Here is a 19,126-nt window from a genome sequence, read left to right as displayed (position 1 = left end):
GGTTAAAACACCAGCGCCAATACCAGAGCCAGCACCAGAATAAACAGGATCAACACCACGGCCGGTTTGCTCAGCGCTTTTTGCAGCGGTTGGGGCAGGGCGGCAATCAGTGGGTTGAGCAACGGCTGCGGTTCGGCGTGGCTGCCGGACAGCGGCTGTGCCGGGCCAGTCTTTTCCAGACGACGCGCAAACAGCTGGTTGATCAGGTCGCTCATCTGCGGATGGGTCAGCGGTGCGCCGGCATTGCAGTGAAAACGTGACTGACAGTAGTCATTCAACTGTTGCTGCTCCTGCGGATCCGCAGGATGTTTCAGTGCGGCCAACAGGTTGTTCAGCGTCGGTGCGGTTTGTGGACTCAGCGCTACCTTCACCTGCAAAAACTGATTCAGCAGTTGGAAATGACGAGCCGGCAGCGGATCGTTGGTTTTGACCCCGCTGAGATCAAACAGCGTCTGCCAAATTTTGACCGGTGATTCGCCGGTGGCGGCGCTCAGCTTGGTCACCTGCAGTTGCAAGCTCTGATGTTCGGCAGGCAACAGCGGACGATCGCTGGTGGTGGTTTGTTGCGGGAGCGGGATGGTCAGGCTGCCGGTCTGCAACAGGTTCAGTACCTGCTGCAACTGCGGGTGGCTCAATTGACTCAGCACCGTATGGCCAAACTGCTGGCGAATAAAGTCGCTGACGGCCTGGCGGTTATTGCCCTGCGGCAGCAGATCGGTGAGTTGCTGCAACAGTTGGCGGTTGGCATGGCTCTGCTGCACCTGCGCCAGACGGTTTTGCAACAGTTGCTCGGCCGGTTGGAAATGGCGTGCCAGTAGCTCACTGTTGTTGTCCGTTTGCAGGTCATGACGCAGCGTGACCCAGATCTCTGCGGACTTGGCCGGGCTGAGCGCCATGATCTTGACGACCAGCTTCTCCAGCGTCGTGCGTTGTGCCGGGGAGAGCGGGCTACCGTCAGTGGTGGTGGTTTTGTCCGGGCTAGGGGAACGATCGCTGGCGATCGGGGTGCCCGGTCCACTCAAAGGTTGCATATCACCTGTCCTTCGCTGTGTAGAAAATCGTCGTACCCGGCGAAAAGCGCAGGATTGTTCTTATGATACCTGTAAACGGCCGCGACCAATACCGTCCTCAGACATTTCTTTACAGGCAAAACATTGCTAAAAGCGTCTGCGCCGCTAAGATAAGCGCAGACTTGGAATTGAGGACGGCATGGTTAAACAGCAGCGGATTGCGAAATGGTTTTTATGCCTGGCTTGCCTGGTGGTGCTGACCTGCATGACTCAGCGCATGGCGAGCCTGCATGCGTTGCAGCAAGTGATGGGCCTGCCTGCCGTCAGCACTCTCACCTCTGCCACCGATGACGCCGCTGAACTGCAACCCACTCCCTGCGAATTGAGTGCAAAATCCCTGTTGGCCTCGCCGCCGGTAATGTTCGAAACCCTGCTGTTCGGCCTGGGTATGTTGCTGGTGCTGTTGGCCCCGACCGTGGCCGCGCGTCTGCGCATTCCCCCTCCCAGAGTTATTTCCCCCACCACCCTCAGGGTACATCTGCGATTATGCGTATTCCGTGAATGAGTTCATCGCCCGTCTGTTTTGGTGATTGATTCATTTATGGAGAAAAAACATGTTAAATATCATCAGGTCGGCATTAGCCTGCCTGTTACTGCTGTGGCTACCTGCTTTGCAGGCGGCGGACAGCGGCTGGCTACAAAGCCCGACTAACGATCACGCCAAGGTGCGGCTGCGCGCCGATACCTCGCACAGCGGGGAAACCCGTTTGCTGCTGGGCATAGAGCTGCAAAAAGGCTGGAAAACCTACTGGCGTTCGCCGGGGGAAGGCGGTATTGCGCCGACCATCGCCTGGCAGGGTAATCCACCGCCGGCAACCTGGTACTGGCCAACGCCGCAGCGTTTTGACGTTGCCGGCATCTCCACCCAGGGTTATCACGACCGGGTTGAGCTGCCGATGGTGATGAAAGGCGCGGTGCCACGTCAGTTGGCGGGCACCTTGACGCTGTCTACCTGCAGCAACGTCTGCATTTTGACCGACTATCCGTTCAGTCTGGATCTGGACGCGCCGTCCGACGCGCAGTTTACCCATGACTTTGCCCAGGCAATGGGGCAGGTACCTATTGCCGATGGGTTGGTGGAGAGTATTAAAGCCGGTTATCAGAACGGGGAACTGCAGATCAGCGCCGAGCGAGCCGCCGGTTGGCAGCAGCCTGAGCTGTTCTTCGATACGCTGGAGGATGCTGACCTCGGCAAGCCGAATGTCAGCAGTGACGGAACCCGGATGTTCGCGCGGGTGCCGGTTAGTGATGGCTGGGGCGATAGCGCACCGGATCTGCGTGGCAAAACCCTGACGTTGGTGATCGGTGACGGCGGCGTGGCGCAGCAGGTGACGTTACCTATTGAAGGGCCACTGGCCTCTCCCGTTGCGGCAAGCTTCTCACTTTGGCAGGCGGTGCTGATGGCGCTGGCCGGTGGCCTGATCCTCAACCTGATGCCGTGCGTGTTGCCGGTATTAGGCATCAAACTGGGCTCGATTTTGCAGGTCGAACAGCGTGATCGGCACAGTATTCGGCTACAGTTCCTGGCCTCGTCGTTCGGCATTGTGGCGTCATTTATGGCGCTGGCGTTGCTGATGACGCTGCTGCGACTGAGCAACCAGGCGCTTGGCTGGGGCATTCAGTTCCAAAACCCGTGGTTTATCGGTTTTATGGTGCTGGTGACGCTGTTATTCAGCGCTAACCTGTTCGGCCTGTTCCATCTGCAACTTTCCTCTTCGCTGAACACCAAACTGGCGACCCATAACGGCCGTGGCCTGAGTGGGCATTTCTGGCAGGGCGCTTTCGCTACCTTACTGGCGACGCCATGTTCCGCGCCTTTCCTGGGTACCGCGGTGGCCTTTGCTCTGGCAGCACCGCTGCCGGTGCTGTGGGGCATGTTTGTCGCGCTGGGCATCGGGATGAGCCTGCCCTGGCTGTTGATTGCCGCCTGGCCGGCGCTGGCACTGCGTTTACCTCGTCCGGGGCGTTGGATGAACAGCCTGCGGCTGGTGATGGGGTTGCTGATGCTGGCTTCTTCGTTGTGGCTGCTAAGCCTGATGGCCAACCATATCGGTGGCGTCCCAACGCTGGTGGTGGGTGTTATCGCGCTGCTGGCCCTGTTGCTGGCGGTCGGTTGGCAACACGGGGTTCGCCTGGCGGCCAAGCTGGCAGCCGCTACCCTGGTGCTGGTTGGGGTGGTGCTATTGGCCGGTTCGCTGACCGCCGGGCTGTGGCGTCAGCCGCTGCACGACAATGTGGCCTGGCAACCGCTGAGCGAGGAGGCGATCACCCAGGCGCTGGCCCAGAACAAACGGGTGTTTGTCGACGTCACCGCTGACTGGTGCGTGACCTGTAAAGCCAACAAATTCAACGTACTGCTGCGCGATGACGTGCAAAAAGCGCTGAGCGCCGAGGACGTTGTCGCCCTGCGGGGGGACTGGAGCCGTCCATCGGCCGAAATTAGCGCCTTCCTGCAACAACGCGGCAGCGTCGCCGTGCCTTTTAATCAAATTTATGGCCCCGGCAGCCGCGACGGCGTGGTGTTGTCCCCACTGTTGACCCGCGATGCCGTATTGCAAACCCTGTCCGCCGCCAAAGGAAATTCACAATGAAAAAATTAATGATTTTACTGATGCTGATCGCCACCCCTGTCTGGGCCGCTGCCCCATTTACTCCGGAACAGGAAGTCCGCATTAAAGAGCTGATCCGCGAAACGCTGGTGTCGAACCCGGATATTCTGGCGCAGGCGGTCGATGCCTGGCAGCAGCAAACCGCCGGCCAGCAAATCAGCCAGGCGATCAAGCAAAACGCCAAAGCCCTGTATGAAGACCCGGCCAGCCCGCGTCTGGGGGCGGCCAACGCCAAACTGACGCTGGTGACCTTTACCGATTACAACTGCCCGTACTGCAAGCGTTTTGATCCGATGCTGGAGAAGATCGTCAAACAATACCCGGACGTCGCGTTGGTGGTGAAATTATTGCCGTTCAAGGGCGAAAGCTCGGTCAGTTCGGCACGGGTGGCATTGACTGCCTGGCAGCAGCATCCGGACCAGTTTTGGGCGTTACACCAGCGGCTGATGGCGAAAAAAGGTTTCCACGACACCGCCAGCATTGCCGCTGCCCAGCAGAAAACCGGAGTGAAAGAAGTGGCGCCCAGTGAGCTGAGCATGACCACGCTGCGCACTAACATGGAGCTGGCAGAAAAATTGGGCGTGCAGGGGACGCCGGCAACGCTGATCGGCGATCAGATGTTGCCGGGGGCAGTGTCTTACGAGGAGCTGGAGGCGATGGTGAAACAGCAATTGGCGAAGGTCAAAAATGGCTAGGCTGCGGCGTTGGGCGCGGGAACTGCTGATCCTGCTGTTGATTGTCCTGGTGGCGGCGTTCGGCATGGACTGGCTGCGTGCACCGCAGGCTCCGCCAGCCTTCGATTCGCAGCTCCTGACGACGCTGAGTGGTGAGCAGGTGTCACTGGCACAGCTCAGTCAGGATAAACCCTTGCTGGTCTATTTCTGGGCCAGCTGGTGCGGTGTTTGCCGCTTCACCACGCCCTATGTTGCCAGACTGGTCGGCGAGGGCGACAACGTGCTGACCGTAGCGCTGCGCTCCGGTGACGATGCTCAGGTGGCGAGGTGGCTGGCAGGTAAGAGGGTGACCTTGCCGGTGGTTAACGACCCGCGTGGCGAGCTGTCGGCGCAGTGGCAAATCGGCGTTACCCCGACGCTGGTGATTATCTCCAAAGGCCAGGTGGTGCAGAGCACCACCGGCTGGACCAGCTATTGGGGCATGAAGCTGCGGCTGTGGTGGGCCGGGCTGTAATCACCGGTTTATTCTGCTGCTATCACCTGACTAATCGCCCGGCATAGCCGGGCGATACCTTCTTCAATCAGCGGCGGCGTGTTGGCGGCGAAATTCAATCGCAGGCCGTGCGCGCCACGCTGTTCCTCGGCATAAAAACACTCTCCGCGTGCAAAAGTCACGCCTTGTCGCCAGGCCACCGGCATCAGTACTTCGGTGCTGACGGCGGCGGGCAGCGTCAGCCAGATAAACAGTCCGCCCTCCGGCGTTTCAAACCGGCAGCCTGGCGGCAGTTGCTGCTGTAATGCGGCGACCATCACATCCCGGTGCTGGCGATAGACTCGTCCGGCACGCCGCAGTTGCTTGTCGTAGCGCCCGATGGTGACGAAGGCGTCCAGCGCGCGCTGGATCAGATTGGAACTGGTAAAACTGTCGACGTGTTTCAACCGGGCGATGCGTTGATAGTGTTCGCTGTCCGCCACCAGATAGCCGATGCGCATGCTGGGCAACAGCATTTTGGAAAATGTGCTGACATAAATCACCGCCCCCGGCTGCGCAAGGGCCCGCAGCGAGGGCAATTGCTTGCCGTTGTAGCGCAAATCGCCGACAAAATCGTCCTCGAGGATCACCACCCCGGCATGCTGAGCCAGTGCCAACAGGCGACGCCGCCGGGCTTCACTCATGCAGCGCCCGGTAGGGTTATGGAAATTGGGTATGGTGTAAATCAGCTTCGGCCGGTGTTTTTCCAGCAGGGCGGGCAGTTGGTCAACCAGCATGCCGTGCCGATCGCTGGGAATGGTGACAATATTGATGCGGTGCAGGCGCAGTAGCCCCAGGGCTTCGGCGTAGGTCGGCTGTTCGACGATCACCGTATCGCCCGGCTCCAGCAGGCTTTGCACAATCAGGCTGATGGCGTGTTGTGAACCGTTGGTGATCAGCAATTGTTCCGCATGGGTCGGAATGCCCTGCGCGGTGAGGATCCTTCCCAGCGTATCGCGCAGCGGGTAGTAGCCACAGTATTCGCCATAGCTGAAAGCCTCTTCCGCATGGCGGCTGAGCACCGACAGCAAGATCTTGCGGAACTCTTCCTGTGGGAAAACTTTCGGACTGCCGACACCGGCAGCAAAGTTGATGATGCTGTCCGGCAGCGGGATATCGGGGTAACCATCCAGCCGTGAGGTCAGGGTGGTAAAACGCTCCGCCGGGAAAGGGACATCGGTTGCCGGTTGTGGCTGTGCGGGCTGTGCCAGCGGGTGCTGGACATAGGCACCGCTGCCGCGTCGCTGGCGTAAAAAGCCTTTGGCTGCCAATTCGGCATAGGCGTTGTCCACCGTCAACCGGCTGACGGCCAATTCGCCGGCAAGCTGGCGCGTGGAGGGCAGTTTGTCACCATCAACAAATACGCCGCTCAGGATTGCCCGCCGCAACGCCTCCTCAATTTGCAGATACAGCGGAACATCCTGCTGACGGTCTAACGGAATATGCATGCAAAATTGGCTCGGTAGTTGGTGGCACTTTTTACTATACCCCATAGCAGCAGGCCTTCAAGCGGATAAAAGTGGCCTGTATAACATCGGGGGAAAGTGGCTCTGGCGGCAAAATCGCGCGGCGTTAGAATCTCTGCCTGAGTCTATTACCGCCGTTTTTTTGAGGGTGTCATGTCATTACCATCGGGTGTTTCAGTCAGGCCGGTTTTCCCCGGCGCGCGCATTTTACAGGGCAGCAGTCAGGGTTATGTGATTGCCATTATCAGCGCCATGTTGCTGGCTTTTACCGCCATTATTATCCGCGTGCTGACGCAGTATTATCACCTGCCGACCTTTGTGCTGGCCTTTTGGCGAGCGGCATTGGTGGCGCTGGTTTTATTACCGGCGTTGTTGCTGTTCAAGCCTGAGTGGGCACGCTTACGGCGTTCCCAGATCCCGTTTTATGCCTGTTATGGCCTGCTGTTGGCGGTATTCAACAGCCTGTGGACGCTGTCGGTGGCGCTGAACGGCGCGTCGGTGGCGACCATCCTGACTTACTGCTCGGTGGGTTTTACCGTTTTCCTCGGCTGGATGATCTACAGCGAACGCCTGAACCTGCGCCAGTTGGTGGTGATTGTGGTCAGCCTGGGCGGCTGTTTTCTGGTCAGCAACGGTGACAGCATGGGCAACAGCCATTTCAACCTGCTGGGGTTGTTGGTCGGTATGCTGTCCGGCATCGGTTATACCCTCTACACGCTGGGCGGACGGGTGGCGACTGAACGCCATTATCCGGTGTGGAATACCATTTTGTACGTGTTCGGTTTTTCCGCCGTCTATCAGTGGCTGTTCAACATTGCGCTGACGTTATACCCGCTGGCGGCATTCCACGGCATGACCGGTTCTTTGTGGTTCCTTTCAGAGGGCGTTCAGGGCATCGAGTGGCGCGGTTGGTTGTTGCTGTTGACGCTGGCCGCAGGCCCGACGCTGTTGGGGTTTGGTTTGTACAACATCAGCCTGAAAACCCTGCCGCTGGCGGTAGCGAACCTGATTTTGTCGCTGGAGTTGGTGTTCACGGCGGTGATCGCCTATTTCCTGCTGGGGGAAAACATGAACTCGTTACAACTGCTCGGCAGCGCCCTGGTGATGGGCGGGGTGCTGATGTTGAAAAACAAGACGGCCGAGGCCTGATTTGTTAGCATTATGCCGAGATTTGGAGGCAATAATGACCAATAACCCAAGATTAAAACGGGCATTAATCGCTTAGTCCGGCAGTGTTTTGCGACCAAAAAACACTGCCACAGACTTTAGGCTGTGGCTCTTGCAATGAATATAGAGAAAGCGCCATGACTGAAAAACACTGGTCAAAAACAGAACTGCTGCACCAAACGGTGACCAACCCCAATATTATCGTCAAAGGGACCCACAGCTATTACAGCGACTACCTGGATGACGGCTTTGAACGCTCCGTGGTGCGTTATTTGCACGGGGACGAGGTCAGCCAACAGTGGCAGCCGCTAGGGGCGATAGACCAATTGCTGATCGGCGATTATGTCTGCATTGCCGCCGAGGCCGTGATCCTGATGGGGGGTAATCATACTCACCGTGCCGATTGGTTCTGCCTGTATCCGATGATGGAAAGCATTCTGGCTTCCTATCAGCCGAGGGGCGACACCCGGTTAGGGGACGGTTGTTGGATCGGGATGCGGGCGATGCTGATGCCGGGTGTGAGCATTGGGGAAGGGGCGATAGTGGCTGCAGGCAGTATTGTGACCAAGGATGTTGAACCTTACGCTATCGTGGGCGGCAATCCGGCACGGCCAATCAAGCTGCGGTTTAGCCCGCAGACCATCGCCCGGTTATTGGCTTTGCGTATTTATGATTTGTCGGCGGAAGATTTTGCCCGCGTGCAGCCCTTGCTGGCCGATGATGATATTGCGGCCCTGGAACGGGCGATAGCTGAAATTAAGCGTTAACTGAAAAGGGCGGGAATAACCCCGCCCTTTGACTTATTCGGCCTTGGCCGCTTCCACCGTTTGGCGACGTTTGCGCACTATGCGCAACACCAGCGGCAGTACCAGCACGGCTACCGCCAACACCAGCAAGGTTTGCGCGATGCTGCTGCTCCACAGGATGCCAAACTGTCCGTTGCTGATAGACAGCGCACGGCGCAGGTTCTGCTCCAGCATCTCTCCCAACACGAAGCCCAGGATCAACGGCGACATCGGGAAGTGCATTTTCCTCAGGATGTAGCCAAACACCCCCAGTCCGACCATCAACAGCAGGTCAAAGGTGGTGCTGTGCACCGCATAAACACCGACCGCCGACACTGCGGCAATCGCCGGTACCAGGAACCACAGCGGAATGGTCAGCATGCGGGTGAACAGACCAACCAACGGCAGGTTCATAATCAACAAAATGACGTTGGCAATCAGCAGTGCGGCGATCAGCCCCCAGACAATATCTGGCTGCTCGGTGAACATCGCCGGGCCGGGTGTGATGTTGTACAGCGTCAGGGCGCCCATCATCACCGCCGTGGTACCGGAACCCGGTACGCCCAACGTCAGCATCGGAATGAACGAGCCGCAGGCCGAAGCGTTATTGGCCGCCTCAGGAGCCGCCACGCCACGGATATCTCCTTTACCGAAGGTGTCGCTGTTGCCGCTGATTTTCTTTTCGGTCATATAGGTAAGCGCACTGGCGATGGTGGCACCCGCGCCCGGCAAAATGCCGACGAAGAAACCGATCACCGAAGAGCGCAGCGTGGGGCCAACGCATTCGGCAGCCTCTTTGCGATTAAACAGTAAGCGACCGGTTTTGCGCACCAGCTTCTGCCCGGTGCTGGTGCTTTCCAGCATCAGCAGGATTTCACTGACCGAGAACAGGCCGATCACCACCACGATAAACTGCACGCCGTCGGAGAGATGAACGCTGTCGAAGGTGAAGCGATAAACGCCGGTGTTAGCATCGACCCCGACCGTCGCCAGCCCCAGGCCAATCAGCGCCGCCAGCAGCGACTTCAGCGGGTTCTGGCTCATCATGCTGCCCAGGCAGGCGATGGCGAACACCATCAGGGCAAAATATTCCGCCGGGCCGAACGCCAGCGACCAGCGTGCCAGCAGCGGGGCGAACAGGATAATGCCGCCGATGGCGATCATCGAACCGACGAAAGAGCTGACCGCCGAGATCGACAGTGCCACACCGGCGCGCCCCTGTTGCGCCATCGGATAGCCGTCCAGGGCCGTCATGATCGCCGCCGCGTCACCCGGCACGTTGAGCAGTATCGAGGAGATGCGACCGCCGTATTCGCAGCCGATATACACCGTCGCCAGCAGGATCAACGCGGACTCGGCCGGCAGTTTGAGAGCGAACGCCAATGGCAACAAAATAGCCACGCCGTTGATTGGCCCCAACCCCGGCAGCAGGCCGACAATGGTGCCAACGAAGCAGCCGATCAGGGCGATAATCAGGTTCTGTGGCACCAATGCCACCTCGAACCCTTGAGACAAATACATCCAGGTTTCCATCATCGCCCCCGTTAGCTCAGCCAAACGCCGAGTGGCAGTGTCACATCAAGTAAGCGGTCAAAGGCGTAATACAGCGCCACGCCCATCACCACGCCGGACACCAATGCCGCTTTCAGGCTGGCCTGGAACAGCAGGCCAATGCTGAAGGTCAGCAGTGCGGTTGCCAGTGGGAAGCCCAGCCATTCGAAGCCCCAGGCGTACAGCACCAGCGAAATGACCAGCACCAGCAGGCGTTGCATCACCTTGTTATGCGGCCATTCAACCACCTGCGGCTTGTTCAGCAGCAGTAACGCCGCGCACAGCGCCATCAGGCTGAGAATCGCCAGCGGGAAGGGACGGGGGCCCAGCGGTTCGTAGCTGTATTCGCTCTGAATACCCCAGCCGATAAACAGGCCGCCAATGCACAGCAGCAGCCAGAAACCGGCGAAAATGCGATCGCTCATGGTAGCCTCCGGTTACTTGGCCAGACCGAAAACTTTGGCCTGTTCGCGGTACTGATTGACCTGGTTTTTCACGTAGGCATCCAGTTCCTTGCCGGCCAGGTTGAATTCAAACAGACCACGCAGATCGCGCTGTTTTTTGAACTCGTCGGTTGCCATCATTTTTTGGAAGGTGTCGAGCCACCACTGGTACTCCTCTTCGCTGACCTTCGGGCCAACGTAGAAACCGCGGATAATCGGCCATACCAGATTGAAGCCTTGCTCTTTGGCGGTCGGCACATTGGCTAACTGGCCCGGCAGGCGTTGATCCGAGTACACCGCCAGCACGCGAATTTTGTCGCCCTGCAGGTAAGGCACCATTTCGCTCAGATCGCCGGAAACTGCCTGAATGTGGTTGCCGAGCAATGCGGTAACCGGCTCGCCGCCGCCTTCGAATGCCACGTAACGCATCTTGTGAGGATCGACCCCGACCTCACGCGCCAGCAGGGCGGTTTTCATCCAGTCCTGGCTACCGATCGAGGCACCCGCGCCGAACACCACGCTGTTCGGATCTTTTTGGAAGGCGTCCATCAGGTCTTTCAGGGTTTTGTATGGCGAGTCGGCACGGACCGCGATCATGCCGTAGTCGGTACCGACGGCGGCCAGCCATTTCACGTCGTCCACGTTGTAGCGGCCGAATTTCCCTTGTGACAGGTTCAGCAACGAGCCACCGGAGAAGGCGACAACCGTGCCGAACTCTGCCGGACGTTGGGCAACGATGGCGTTGTAGGCTACTGCGCCAACGCCGCCGGGCATGTAGGTAACGCGCATCGGTTTATCGATGGCTTTGGTTTCCTGCAGCGAAACCTGAATCAGCTTGCAGGTCAGGTCAAATCCGCCGCCGGGCTTGGCAGGGGCGATACATTCGGTGCGTTTCGGTGCTTCGACGGCAAAGGCCTGATTGGCTGCCAGCAGCAGGGCGGTGGCGGTCAGAGTGCGGGTGATTATTTTTTTCATTGCTTTCCCCAAGGTATTTTTCAGTCGGTGCGGATCCCCGCCGATACGGGTTGCTGGATTGTTAAATCAACAACCTTTCATTTACCTTTCAACCGACGGAAAAGTTTCCGGGATGTGATACGCATCTCCTGCCTGGAGTTATAATGTCGTACTGAGTGGCCAAATTGACTGTTGCGCTAACACATGCCACGGGGCAATAACAGCCCGTAAACCTTGCTTAAAGTCTGCGTAATATCATTTTTGCCTTTTCGACCTTGGGATAAAATGTCTAAAAATAAAATCATGACAGGTGTGCGTTTATGTTTTCATTAGGGAAGTTATTCGGTGGCAGGGACAGCAATAAAGTTAAAGCTATCAAGATGTTGCCGTCGGCGTATGCCGACATTTATGGCGATGAAGGTGAGTGCCGGCTGAAACGTCTGCGCCCGGAGCTCGGCGTTTTTGAGCTGCATTTCGCCGATCCCAAAGGCGATAAATACGTTTGCCATATGACTGCCTGTATTACCGGCATTGATATTGTTTTTGCTGCCAATAATCGCTCGGTCTTGGTTTCCCCTCCGTTCACGCCAGCCAAATTGCAGCCGGTGTTGGATATCGCCCTGGCCGATAGAAAAAAATAACGGCGAACCAACGCAATAAACCGCAGTTGCTGGCCGACTGTGGTTTATTCCATGTTGCAATTGTGCCCCAGCTCCCAAAACTGGCCCGGCGTAACCCTTCTTTCCCCGCGTTTTCCATGCCATCCTGCTGTTATAAATATGTTAATTGGCCGTCATCCTGGCCTGGTGGTTATTTCACCTAGGGCATAGGCATAGATAAATCAATGGAATGGAAACATGCGTCTGTTATTGGTTGAAGACCATCCCGAGTTATCCCACTGGCTGCAAAAGGCGCTGACCGGCGTCGGTTTTGCTGTCGACGTCGCGCCGGACGGGCTGGCGGCCGACCACATGTTGTTAAACGAAACCTATGCGCTGGTGGTGCTGGACGTGGCGTTGCCGCGGCTGAACGGTCTGGAACTGCTGGCTCGGCTGCGTAAACGCGGGCAGGATTTGCCGGTGCTGTTGCTGACGGCCAGAACCGACGTTGCCGATCGCGTCAAAGGGCTGAATCTGGGGGCCGATGACTACCTGACCAAGCCGTTTGAACTCGATGAATTGGAAGCGCGTATTCGGGCGTTGCTGCGCCGCAGCGTCGGCGTTACCCAGCAGGCGCTGCAGTATGGTGCGCTGACCTATCACGATGAAGGTTATTTCCAGCTCGACGACAAACCGCTGCAGTTGACGCCCCGAGAGTTGGCGGTGCTGACCGCCTTGATCCACCGGCGTGGCCGCCCGGTTGCCAAACAGCAGCTGTTTGAACAGGTATTTACCCTGTCTGATGAAGCCAACCCGGAAAGCATCGAACTGTACGTTCATCGGCTGCGGAAAAAGCTGCAGGGCAGCAATGTGGCGATCATCACCCTGCGTGGTCTGGGCTACAGCCTGGAGCTTTGCAATGAGGTGGTTTAACGCGCCACGCTCACTGTTTTATCAACTGTTGTTGTTCTTTGGCCTGCCGCTGCTGGTGCTGGGCGGCATCTCGATATATACCCACTACTTTAGCGCGATGAATGCTGCCACGCTGGCCTACGATCGCACGCTGCTGGCTTCGGCGCGCACCGTGGCGGAGCGGCTGGTGGTGCGCAATGGTCGGCTGGAAGCGGACGTGCCCTATGTGGTACTCGACAGTTTCGAGCGCAACATGAACGATCAGCTTTATTACGAAGTGATCTCCCCGCAGGGCGACAGTATTTCAGGCTATAACGATTTGCCGCCGATGCCGCCCCATATCCTGCGTTCCAGTCTGTATCCGGCGCTGGTGCATTTTTATGATGCCCAATATCGTGGCCGGCCGATCCGCGTAGCCGCGCTGTATCAGCCGGTCAACGAGTCGGGTGTGATGGGCATGGCGACCATTCTGGTGGCGGAGACGCTGGAATCGCGCCGCTATCTGGCGCGGCAAATGATGCTTTCCGCCTTGCTCAGCCAGGGAACGGTGGTGGTGTTGACCATGATCCTGGCCTTTGCGCTACTCAAACGGGTGCTTAAGCCGATGCGCAAACTTTCCGGCATTATGCTGCGACGCGATCCGGGCGAACTGACGCCGTTGCCGATGGTGTTGCCCTGGTCGGAAATGCAGCCGCTGTTGCTGGCATTCAACCGTTATATTGAACGACTGCGGCTGATGGTGGCGCGTCAGGAACGTTTCAGCGCCGACGCTTCGCACCAGTTACGCACCCCGTTAACCGTGCTGAAAACCCAGGTGGGGGTAGCGCTGGCCAGTGATAAACCGGAGCAGTGGCGGGAAAGTCTGTTGGCGATGAGCACCACGCTGGATAACACCGTGGCGCTGACCGATCGTCTGCTCTATCTCTCCAGGCTCAAAGCCCATGAACATCTTGCCGACCACAAGTTGCAGCCGGTGAATCTGGCGCAGGTACTGCGCGATGCCTGTTTTTCGCGGTTACCGCAGGCACGCAGCAAACGTATTGATCTGGGATATGAGGGGGAATCTGTCTGTTGGGTTGGAGGGGAGGCACTGCTGCTGACCGAACTCTGTGCCAACCTGCTGGACAATGCGCTGAAATACACCCCGAATCAGGGCACGGTCACGGCCCGGTTAAGCATCGATAAGCTGGCTGGGGAGTGCGTACTGGAAATTGAAGACAGCGGCCCAGGCATTGCCGAACAGGATACGGCGCAGGCGCTGCAGCCGTTTCATCGGCTGGATAACGTGGGCAATCAGCCCGGTGCCGGTTTGGGGCTGGCGCTGGTCAGCGACATCACCCGTTATCACGGCACCCGCCCGGAGCTCCTGACCTCGGCCACCCTGGGAGGCCTATTGGTGCGGGTGCGTTTTCAACTGCTGCCTTAACTTTCACACTCTGCGGTTTGCTTGGCCTTACGGCCCAACGGCGTGCGCAGACGCTGCGACAGGATCACACCCAACAGGGTGATGCCGCCGCCGATCAAGTGGTAGCTATGCAGATGTTCATGCAGGAACACCACCGCAATGATGGCGGTAAATACCGGGGCCAGATTCATAAAGATCGACGCGGTATTGGCACCCAGACGCATCACGCCGTGGATCCACAGATATGGCGCGACGATCGAGGCCGGGATACCTGCGAACAGCACCAGCGGAATATTTTGGCTGGTCAGCGCAACGTCCTGCGCCATCAGGAAGTTCGGCAGCAGCAGCACCACGCCGAACACAATCTGTACATACAATGACTGCCAGTTCGGCAGCGCAATCGCCCAGCGCTTGGTCAGTACGCCGTACAGCGCATAGGCGGCGGTGGCGGCAAACATCATCAACTCGCCTTTGCCGATGCCATGTTGCAATAACTCACCTGGATTGCCGGCGCTCACCAGCCAGATCAAACCGGCCAGCGACAGCAGGCTGCCGATCGCGATGCCCACCGTAGGAGCCACTCGCAGCAGCACTATGCTGATCAGAATAGTCAGTAACGGGATCAGGGAAACAATAATGCCCATAAACAGCGCGCTGACGCTGTGCGCCGCGTAATAAGCCAGACTCTGATACAACACCATACCCAGCATGCCGAGAACCATTAATTTCCACCAGTTAGCGCGTATTGCCGCCCAGTGACGGATCACGCCGGGCAGCACGAAAGGCGTCAGCGTGATCAGCGCCAGTAACCAGCGATAGAAGGAGATGGCGGCCGGATCGATGGCGGTAGCGGAGAGTTTGCTGACCACGGCATTAATTGACCAAATCAACACCGCCAGCAGAGGGAACAGCATATTCATGATAATTATTCTCATTAACAACGGACATGCTGGCTAGTTTACCTGTGTCCGGTTTATTATATATAGTGATATCCAGACAATATTTGCCCTAAACAAGACAAGTCACGGGACGAAACCATGCCAGAAATCCGTCATTACCCCGAAGCGCTGATCCCGGCACCACGACCGGTGCAGTTCCGCTGCGAGGAGTTCAATGCCCGCACGGAGTTCCAGCCGCATCGGCACAGTTGGGGGCAACTGATGTGGGTCAAGGCCGGTGTTATGGTGCTGCGCATCGGCGGTCAGCGTTTTCTGGCACCGCCGGAGTTTGTGCTGTGGGCGCCGGCAGAAATTGAACACTCTTGTTATAACCAGCGCCTGGCGCAGTGCCGCATGGTCGATATTGCGTTGCCGCTGTGCGCCGGGATGCCGGTCGATCCCTGTCTGGTCAGCGTGACGCCCATTTTCCGCGCCATTGCCGAAGATTTTTACGCACGCAAACAATATATCCCGCAGAGCAAACAGGACCTGAGGCTGTGCCGGGCGCTGATCGACCAACTGCATCTGTCGCCGGTTCAACAAACCTACCTGCCGTCATCCGAAGACAAATTCCTGGCACCGGTGCTGGAGGCGCTGGAACACTGTCCTTCAGACAATACGTCGCTCGCCGCCTGGGCTGCCCGGGTCTATACCACCGAGCGTACGCTGTCGCGGCGTTGCCAACAGGATCTAGGCATGTCATTTAGCGAATGGCGCCAGCGTTTGCGTTTCCTGCATGCCGTGTCCCTGCTGGAACAGGGAAAAACCGTGCAGGAGGTGGCGCTGGAGGTAGGGTACAGCTCGGCCTCGGCGTTTATTGTCATGTTTCAGCAAATCGCCGGTACCACCCCCGAGCGCTTTCGTCGGGCATGATTCAGTGGCACACTATTTCCCAGCGAAATAGCCGTAAACCGTCGGAGCAATAAGTGAAAATCCTGGTTGATGAAAATATGCCGTACGCGACTGAGTTGTTCAGTCGTTTGGGGAATGTGCAGGCGGTGCCTGGCCGTCCGATCCCGAGTGATGCGCTGGCCGATGCCGATGCGCTGATGGTGCGTTCGGTGACTAAAGTGAATGAAGCCTTGCTGGCCGGTACCCGCATTGGTTTTGTCGGCACCGCGACCGCCGGTACCGACCACGTAGACGACGTTTGGCTGCAACAGCAGGGCATCGGTTTTTCTGCCGCTCCGGGCTGCAACGCCATTGCGGTAGTGGAATATGTGTTCTCCGCGCTGATGCTGCTGGCCGAACGCGATGGTTTCCAACTGCGGGATAAAACCGTCGGTATTATCGGTGTTGGCAATGTAGGCTCACGCCTGGATGCCCGCCTGAAAGCCTTGGGCGTCCGTACCTTGTTATGCGATCCGCCGCGGGCTGAACGCGGTGATGCCGGTGAGTTTTGGCCGTTGGAAAAGCTGGTGGCGGAAGCCGATGTGCTCACTTTCCATACGCCATTGAATAAATCCGGCCCTTACAACTCGCTGCATCTGGTGGACGCGGAACTGCTGGCGGCGTTGCCGGACAATCGCATTCTGATCAACGCCTGTCGCGGTGCGGTGGTGGACAATGCTGCGCTGTTGCAGGCACTGGAGAAAGGCAAAAAACTGAGTACCGTGCTGGACGTGTGGGAGCCGGAACCGGAGCTTTCGCTGCCGTTGCTGGCGCGGGTGGATATTGGCACCGCGCATATTGCCGGTTACACGCTGGAAGGCAAGGCACGCGGCACCACTCAGGTGTTTGAGGCCTTCAGCCGCCACCTGGGCCAGCCGCAACAGATAGAGCTGGCCTCGCTGCTGCCGGTGCCCGAATTCAGCCAGATCCAACTCAATGGGCCGCTGGATGAAGGCAAATTAAAACGATTGATGCACTTGGTGTATGATGTGCGCCGCGATGATGCGCCGCTGCGCAAAGTGGCCGGGCAACCGGGCGAGTTTGATCGTCTGCGCAAGCATTACCAGGAACGCCGCGAATGGTCTTCATTACGCGTCCAGTGCGATGACAGCGCCAGTGCGGAGCTGTTGCACAAGCTGGGTTTCCTGACGGCATAAGGCTTTCTTAAGCCACGGCGACTAATTTTGTTATCAGGGCGGTGCAGTAGCCGCCCATCTGCATTTGAATAAATACTCTGGAGAAACCCAATGTCTGACGGCTGGAATATCGCTCTGCTTGGCGCCACTGGCGCGGTAGGTGAAGCGTTGCTGGAATTATTACAGGAACGCCAGTTCCCGGTGGGCGAACTCTATCCATTGGCAAGTGAACGCAGTGCCGGTGCCACGGTGCGCTTCAATGGCAAATCGGTACTGGTGCAAAACGCGGAAGAATTTGACTGGTCACAGGCGCAGTTGGCGTTCTTCGTTGCCGGAACCGAGGCTTCGGCCCGCTACGCGGAAGAAGCCGGCAACATGGGCTGCCTGGTGATCGACACCAGCGGCCTGTTTGCGCTGGAGCCGGACGTGCCGCTGGTGGTTCCAGGGGTGAACCCACAGGTGCTGGCGGATTACCGTAACCGCAATATCGTTGCCGTGGCCGACAGCATGGTTAGCCAACTGCTGACCGCGATCAAACCGCTGACCGAACAGGCCGGGCTTTCCCGTCTGCACGTCACCACCCTGATGTCGGTATCGGCACGCGGCAAAGTGGCGGTCGACGATCTGGCCGGTCAAAGTGCGCGCCTGTTGAACGGCATTCCGGCTGAAGCGGGCGTTTTCGCCAAGCAGTTGGCGTTCAACCTGCTGCCGTTGCTGGCCGACGAACAGGGCAGCGTGCGCGAAGAGCGTTTGATTGTCGATCAGGTGCGTAAAGTGCTGCAGGACGAAGGGCTGCCGATTTCCGTTAGCTGTGTGCAGTCACCGGTATTCTACGGCCATGCGCAGGTGGTTCACCTGGAGGCGTTGCGCCCGATGTCTGCGGAAGAAGCACGCAGCGAGCTGGAGCAGGTGGATGATATCCAACTGAGCGAAGAAGACGACTACCCGACCCAGGTGACGGAAGCCTCTGGCAGCGATGCGCTGAGCGTCGGCTGTTTGCGTAATGACTATGGTATTCCGGAAATCCTGCAGTTCTGGTCGGTGGCAGACAACGTGCGTTTCGGCGGCGCGCTGATGGCGATCGAAACCGCAGAACGTCTGGTGCAGGAGCAGATGTACTGATGTCTGAAGTTGTCTTGCCCATCCAGCCGACGTTGAAAATCGCGCTGGGGATTGAATATGACGGCAGCCAGTATTACGGCTGGCAGCGTCAGCAGGAAGTCGCCAGCGTGCAGGCCTGTCTGGAACAGGCGTTGAGCAAGGTAGCGGATGCGCCGATCAACGTGTTGTGCGCCGGACGTACCGACGCCGGAGTGCATGCCACCGGTCAGGTGGTGCATTTCGAAACTACCGCGCAACGCAAGGACGCGGCCTGGACGATGGGCGTCAACACCCATCTGCCGCCGGATATCGCCGTGCGTTGGGTGACTGGCGTGAATGAAGATTTTCATGCCCGTTTCAGCGCGACTGCGCGTCGGTATCGCTACATTATTTATAACCATCGCTATCGTCCGGCGGTATTGCAGAAGGGAATGACCCACTTTTATCACCCGCTGGATGCCGAACGGATGGAAAGGGCGGCGCAGGCGCTGCTGGGCGAGAACGACTTTACTTCGTTCCGCGCCGTGCAATGTCAGTCACGCACGCCGTGGCGTAACGTAAAACACGTTAAGGTTACGCGCTATGGCGAATATATTGTGGTAGATATCAAGGCGAATGCCTTTGTGCATCATATGGTTCGCAACATTGTCGGTAGCCTGATGGAAATTGGCTGCGGCAATCAGGATGAGAACTGGATGGCCGAATTACTGGCGCTGAAGGATCGTAATCTGGCTGCGGCGACGGCGCGGGCCGACGGGTTATACCTGGTTAGCGTTGATTACCCTGAGCACTTTGCCATACCCCGGCCGCCAATGGGGCCACTGTTTTTACCCGACGACTAAATACTGGCGCGCCCGACGCGTTACTCCCTTGTGTAGCTGCCGGGTGGGTGA

The 19,126-nt window shown here is 58.1% G+C and carries 19 protein-coding genes; 13 read left to right on the top strand and 6 right to left on the bottom strand.

Features of this window, described 5'->3' with window-relative positions; genetic code table 11:
• Positions 1 to 2: 2 nt before the first annotated feature.
• Positions 3 to 1,031, bottom strand: coding sequence for a flagella biosynthesis regulator Flk (flk, locus tag ACNT1W_RS19180; protein WP_419246017.1), 1,029 nt, complete (start codon positions 1,029 to 1,031; stop codon positions 3 to 5).
• Between the two features lie 178 nt (positions 1,032 to 1,209).
• On the opposite strand from flk, the gene ACNT1W_RS19175 reads away from it, so the two are divergent.
• Genes ACNT1W_RS19175 through ACNT1W_RS19160 form a run of 4 tightly spaced genes read left to right on the top strand, consistent with a single transcriptional unit; the run spans position 1,210 to position 4,867 of the window.
• Positions 1,210 to 1,575, top strand: a complete 366-nt coding sequence (locus ACNT1W_RS19175) for a hypothetical protein (RefSeq protein ID WP_012146065.1) — start codon at positions 1,210 to 1,212, stop codon at positions 1,573 to 1,575.
• Positions 1,576 to 1,624: 49 nt separating this feature from the next.
• Positions 1,625 to 3,661, top strand: a complete 2,037-nt coding sequence (locus tag ACNT1W_RS19170; protein ID WP_419246016.1) for a protein-disulfide reductase DsbD family protein — start codon at positions 1,625 to 1,627, stop codon at positions 3,659 to 3,661.
• Positions 3,658 to 4,374 (top strand): DsbA family protein, encoded by a 717-nt coding sequence (locus tag ACNT1W_RS19165; RefSeq protein WP_012146063.1) that lies wholly within the window; start codon positions 3,658 to 3,660, stop codon positions 4,372 to 4,374. The genes ACNT1W_RS19170 and ACNT1W_RS19165 overlap by 4 nt, the downstream gene beginning before the upstream one ends.
• Entirely contained in the window at positions 4,367 to 4,867 is a 501-nt protein-coding gene (locus ACNT1W_RS19160) for a protein disulfide oxidoreductase (protein ID WP_259190963.1), read from the top strand. Before ACNT1W_RS19165 ends, ACNT1W_RS19160 begins: the two co-directional genes overlap by 8 nt.
• A gap of 8 nt (positions 4,868 to 4,875) precedes the next feature.
• Here ACNT1W_RS19160 and ACNT1W_RS19155 read toward each other — a convergent pair whose 3' ends face one another.
• Positions 4,876 to 6,333, bottom strand: a complete 1,458-nt coding sequence (locus ACNT1W_RS19155) for a PLP-dependent aminotransferase family protein (protein WP_419246015.1) — start codon at positions 6,331 to 6,333, stop codon at positions 4,876 to 4,878.
• Between the two features lie 171 nt (positions 6,334 to 6,504).
• On the opposite strand from ACNT1W_RS19155, the gene ACNT1W_RS19150 reads away from it, so the two are divergent.
• Positions 6,505 to 7,500 (top strand): DMT family transporter, encoded by a 996-nt coding sequence (locus tag ACNT1W_RS19150; protein ID WP_012146060.1) that lies wholly within the window; start codon positions 6,505 to 6,507, stop codon positions 7,498 to 7,500.
• Positions 7,501 to 7,655: 155 nt separating this feature from the next.
• Positions 7,656 to 8,285, top strand: coding sequence for a CatB-related O-acetyltransferase (locus ACNT1W_RS19145; protein ID WP_012146059.1), 630 nt, complete (start codon positions 7,656 to 7,658; stop codon positions 8,283 to 8,285).
• 33 nt (positions 8,286 to 8,318) lie between these two features.
• On the opposite strand, the gene ACNT1W_RS19140 is transcribed toward ACNT1W_RS19145, so the two are convergent.
• The 3 genes from ACNT1W_RS19140 to ACNT1W_RS19130 are packed head-to-tail and all read right to left on the bottom strand — an operon-like array spanning position 8,319 to position 11,272.
• Positions 8,319 to 9,836, bottom strand: a complete 1,518-nt coding sequence (locus ACNT1W_RS19140; protein ID WP_012146058.1) for a tripartite tricarboxylate transporter permease — start codon at positions 9,834 to 9,836, stop codon at positions 8,319 to 8,321.
• An 11-nt stretch (positions 9,837 to 9,847) separates the two neighbouring features.
• Entirely contained in the window at positions 9,848 to 10,279 is a 432-nt protein-coding gene (locus tag ACNT1W_RS19135) for a tripartite tricarboxylate transporter TctB family protein (RefSeq protein WP_419246014.1), read from the bottom strand.
• A gap of 12 nt (positions 10,280 to 10,291) precedes the next feature.
• On the bottom strand, positions 10,292 to 11,272 hold the full coding sequence (locus ACNT1W_RS19130) for a Bug family tripartite tricarboxylate transporter substrate binding protein (protein ID WP_012146056.1): 981 nt from the start codon (positions 11,270 to 11,272) through the stop codon (positions 10,292 to 10,294).
• Between the two features lie 299 nt (positions 11,273 to 11,571).
• Between ACNT1W_RS19130 and ACNT1W_RS19125 the strand changes: the two genes are divergently transcribed.
• The 3 genes from ACNT1W_RS19125 (at position 11,572) to ACNT1W_RS19115 (ending at position 14,188) form a co-directional block, all read left to right on the top strand.
• Complete coding sequence (locus ACNT1W_RS19125) at positions 11,572 to 11,892, top strand: hypothetical protein (protein ID WP_012146055.1); 321 nt, start codon at positions 11,572 to 11,574, stop codon at positions 11,890 to 11,892.
• 216 nt (positions 11,893 to 12,108) lie between these two features.
• Positions 12,109 to 12,783: a transcriptional regulator TctD gene (gene tctD, locus ACNT1W_RS19120; protein WP_419246013.1), complete on the top strand. Its 675-nt coding sequence runs from the start codon at positions 12,109 to 12,111 to the stop codon at positions 12,781 to 12,783.
• Entirely contained in the window at positions 12,770 to 14,188 is a 1,419-nt protein-coding gene (locus tag ACNT1W_RS19115; RefSeq protein ID WP_012146053.1) for a sensor histidine kinase, read from the top strand. Before tctD ends, ACNT1W_RS19115 begins: the two co-directional genes overlap by 14 nt.
• Here the strand turns inward: ACNT1W_RS19115 and ACNT1W_RS19110 are convergent.
• Positions 14,185 to 15,087: a DMT family transporter gene (locus ACNT1W_RS19110; protein WP_017893508.1), complete on the bottom strand. Its 903-nt coding sequence runs from the start codon at positions 15,085 to 15,087 to the stop codon at positions 14,185 to 14,187. The two genes, ACNT1W_RS19115 and ACNT1W_RS19110, sit on opposite strands and share 4 nt — an antisense overlap.
• 117 nt (positions 15,088 to 15,204) lie before the next feature.
• On the opposite strand from ACNT1W_RS19110, the gene ACNT1W_RS19105 reads away from it, so the two are divergent.
• The 4 genes from ACNT1W_RS19105 to truA all read left to right on the top strand — a co-directional run bounded on the left by ACNT1W_RS19105 (position 15,205) and on the right by truA (position 19,075).
• A complete protein-coding gene (locus ACNT1W_RS19105; RefSeq protein ID WP_012146051.1) occupies positions 15,205 to 15,978 on the top strand; it encodes an AraC family transcriptional regulator in 774 nt (257 codons plus the stop codon).
• 53 nt (positions 15,979 to 16,031) lie between these two features.
• The gene (pdxB, locus tag ACNT1W_RS19100; RefSeq protein WP_012146050.1) at positions 16,032 to 17,153 is read left to right on the top strand and encodes a 4-phosphoerythronate dehydrogenase PdxB; all 1,122 of its coding nucleotides are present in this window, start codon (positions 16,032 to 16,034) and stop codon (positions 17,151 to 17,153) included.
• Positions 17,154 to 17,243: 90 nt separating this feature from the next.
• Positions 17,244 to 18,254 carry an aspartate-semialdehyde dehydrogenase gene (locus ACNT1W_RS19095; RefSeq protein WP_017893505.1) on the top strand — a complete coding sequence of 337 codons (1,011 nt, stop codon included), beginning with the start codon at positions 17,244 to 17,246 and terminating at the stop codon, positions 18,252 to 18,254.
• On the top strand, positions 18,254 to 19,075 hold the full coding sequence (truA, locus tag ACNT1W_RS19090) for a tRNA pseudouridine(38-40) synthase TruA (RefSeq protein ID WP_419246012.1): 822 nt from the start codon (positions 18,254 to 18,256) through the stop codon (positions 19,073 to 19,075). The genes ACNT1W_RS19095 and truA overlap by 1 nt, the downstream gene beginning before the upstream one ends.
• The last annotated feature ends 51 nt before the right edge of the window (positions 19,076 to 19,126 follow it).

The organism is Serratia sp. NFX21 (genome assembly GCF_048517035.1).
GTDB classification, from domain to species: Bacteria; Pseudomonadota; Gammaproteobacteria; order Enterobacterales; family Enterobacteriaceae; genus Serratia; species Serratia quinivorans.
Note: the sequence above shows the minus strand (reverse complement) of the source record. Positions and strands in the feature narration are given on the sequence as shown.

What these genes read in the sequence shown, in the direction of transcription:
- ACNT1W_RS19110 (WP_017893508.1), bottom strand. Translation starts at nt 15,087, where the DNA reads ATGAATATGCTGTTCCCTCTGCTGGCGGTGTTGATTTGGTCAATTAAT.
- ACNT1W_RS19165 (WP_012146063.1), top strand. Translation starts at nt 3,658, where the DNA reads ATGAAAAAATTAATGATTTTACTGATGCTGATCGCCACCCCTGTCTGG.
- ACNT1W_RS19150 (WP_012146060.1), top strand. Translation starts at nt 6,505, where the DNA reads ATGTCATTACCATCGGGTGTTTCAGTCAGGCCGGTTTTCCCCGGCGCG.
- ACNT1W_RS19160 (WP_259190963.1), top strand. Translation starts at nt 4,367, where the DNA reads ATGGCTAGGCTGCGGCGTTGGGCGCGGGAACTGCTGATCCTGCTGTTG.
- flk (WP_419246017.1), bottom strand. Translation starts at nt 1,031, where the DNA reads ATGCAACCTTTGAGTGGACCGGGCACCCCGATCGCCAGCGATCGTTCC.
- tctD (WP_419246013.1), top strand. Translation starts at nt 12,109, where the DNA reads ATGCGTCTGTTATTGGTTGAAGACCATCCCGAGTTATCCCACTGGCTG.
- ACNT1W_RS19140 (WP_012146058.1), bottom strand. Translation starts at nt 9,836, where the DNA reads ATGGAAACCTGGATGTATTTGTCTCAAGGGTTCGAGGTGGCATTGGTG.
- ACNT1W_RS19115 (WP_012146053.1), top strand. Translation starts at nt 12,770, where the DNA reads ATGAGGTGGTTTAACGCGCCACGCTCACTGTTTTATCAACTGTTGTTG.
- ACNT1W_RS19155 (WP_419246015.1), bottom strand. Translation starts at nt 6,333, where the DNA reads ATGCATATTCCGTTAGACCGTCAGCAGGATGTTCCGCTGTATCTGCAA.
- ACNT1W_RS19095 (WP_017893505.1), top strand. Translation starts at nt 17,244, where the DNA reads ATGTCTGACGGCTGGAATATCGCTCTGCTTGGCGCCACTGGCGCGGTA.
- ACNT1W_RS19105 (WP_012146051.1), top strand. Translation starts at nt 15,205, where the DNA reads ATGCCAGAAATCCGTCATTACCCCGAAGCGCTGATCCCGGCACCACGA.
- ACNT1W_RS19135 (WP_419246014.1), bottom strand. Translation starts at nt 10,279, where the DNA reads ATGAGCGATCGCATTTTCGCCGGTTTCTGGCTGCTGCTGTGCATTGGC.
- truA (WP_419246012.1), top strand. Translation starts at nt 18,254, where the DNA reads ATGTCTGAAGTTGTCTTGCCCATCCAGCCGACGTTGAAAATCGCGCTG.
- ACNT1W_RS19170 (WP_419246016.1), top strand. Translation starts at nt 1,625, where the DNA reads ATGTTAAATATCATCAGGTCGGCATTAGCCTGCCTGTTACTGCTGTGG.
- ACNT1W_RS19125 (WP_012146055.1), top strand. Translation starts at nt 11,572, where the DNA reads ATGTTTTCATTAGGGAAGTTATTCGGTGGCAGGGACAGCAATAAAGTT.
- ACNT1W_RS19145 (WP_012146059.1), top strand. Translation starts at nt 7,656, where the DNA reads ATGACTGAAAAACACTGGTCAAAAACAGAACTGCTGCACCAAACGGTG.
- ACNT1W_RS19175 (WP_012146065.1), top strand. Translation starts at nt 1,210, where the DNA reads ATGGTTAAACAGCAGCGGATTGCGAAATGGTTTTTATGCCTGGCTTGC.
- ACNT1W_RS19130 (WP_012146056.1), bottom strand. Translation starts at nt 11,272, where the DNA reads ATGAAAAAAATAATCACCCGCACTCTGACCGCCACCGCCCTGCTGCTG.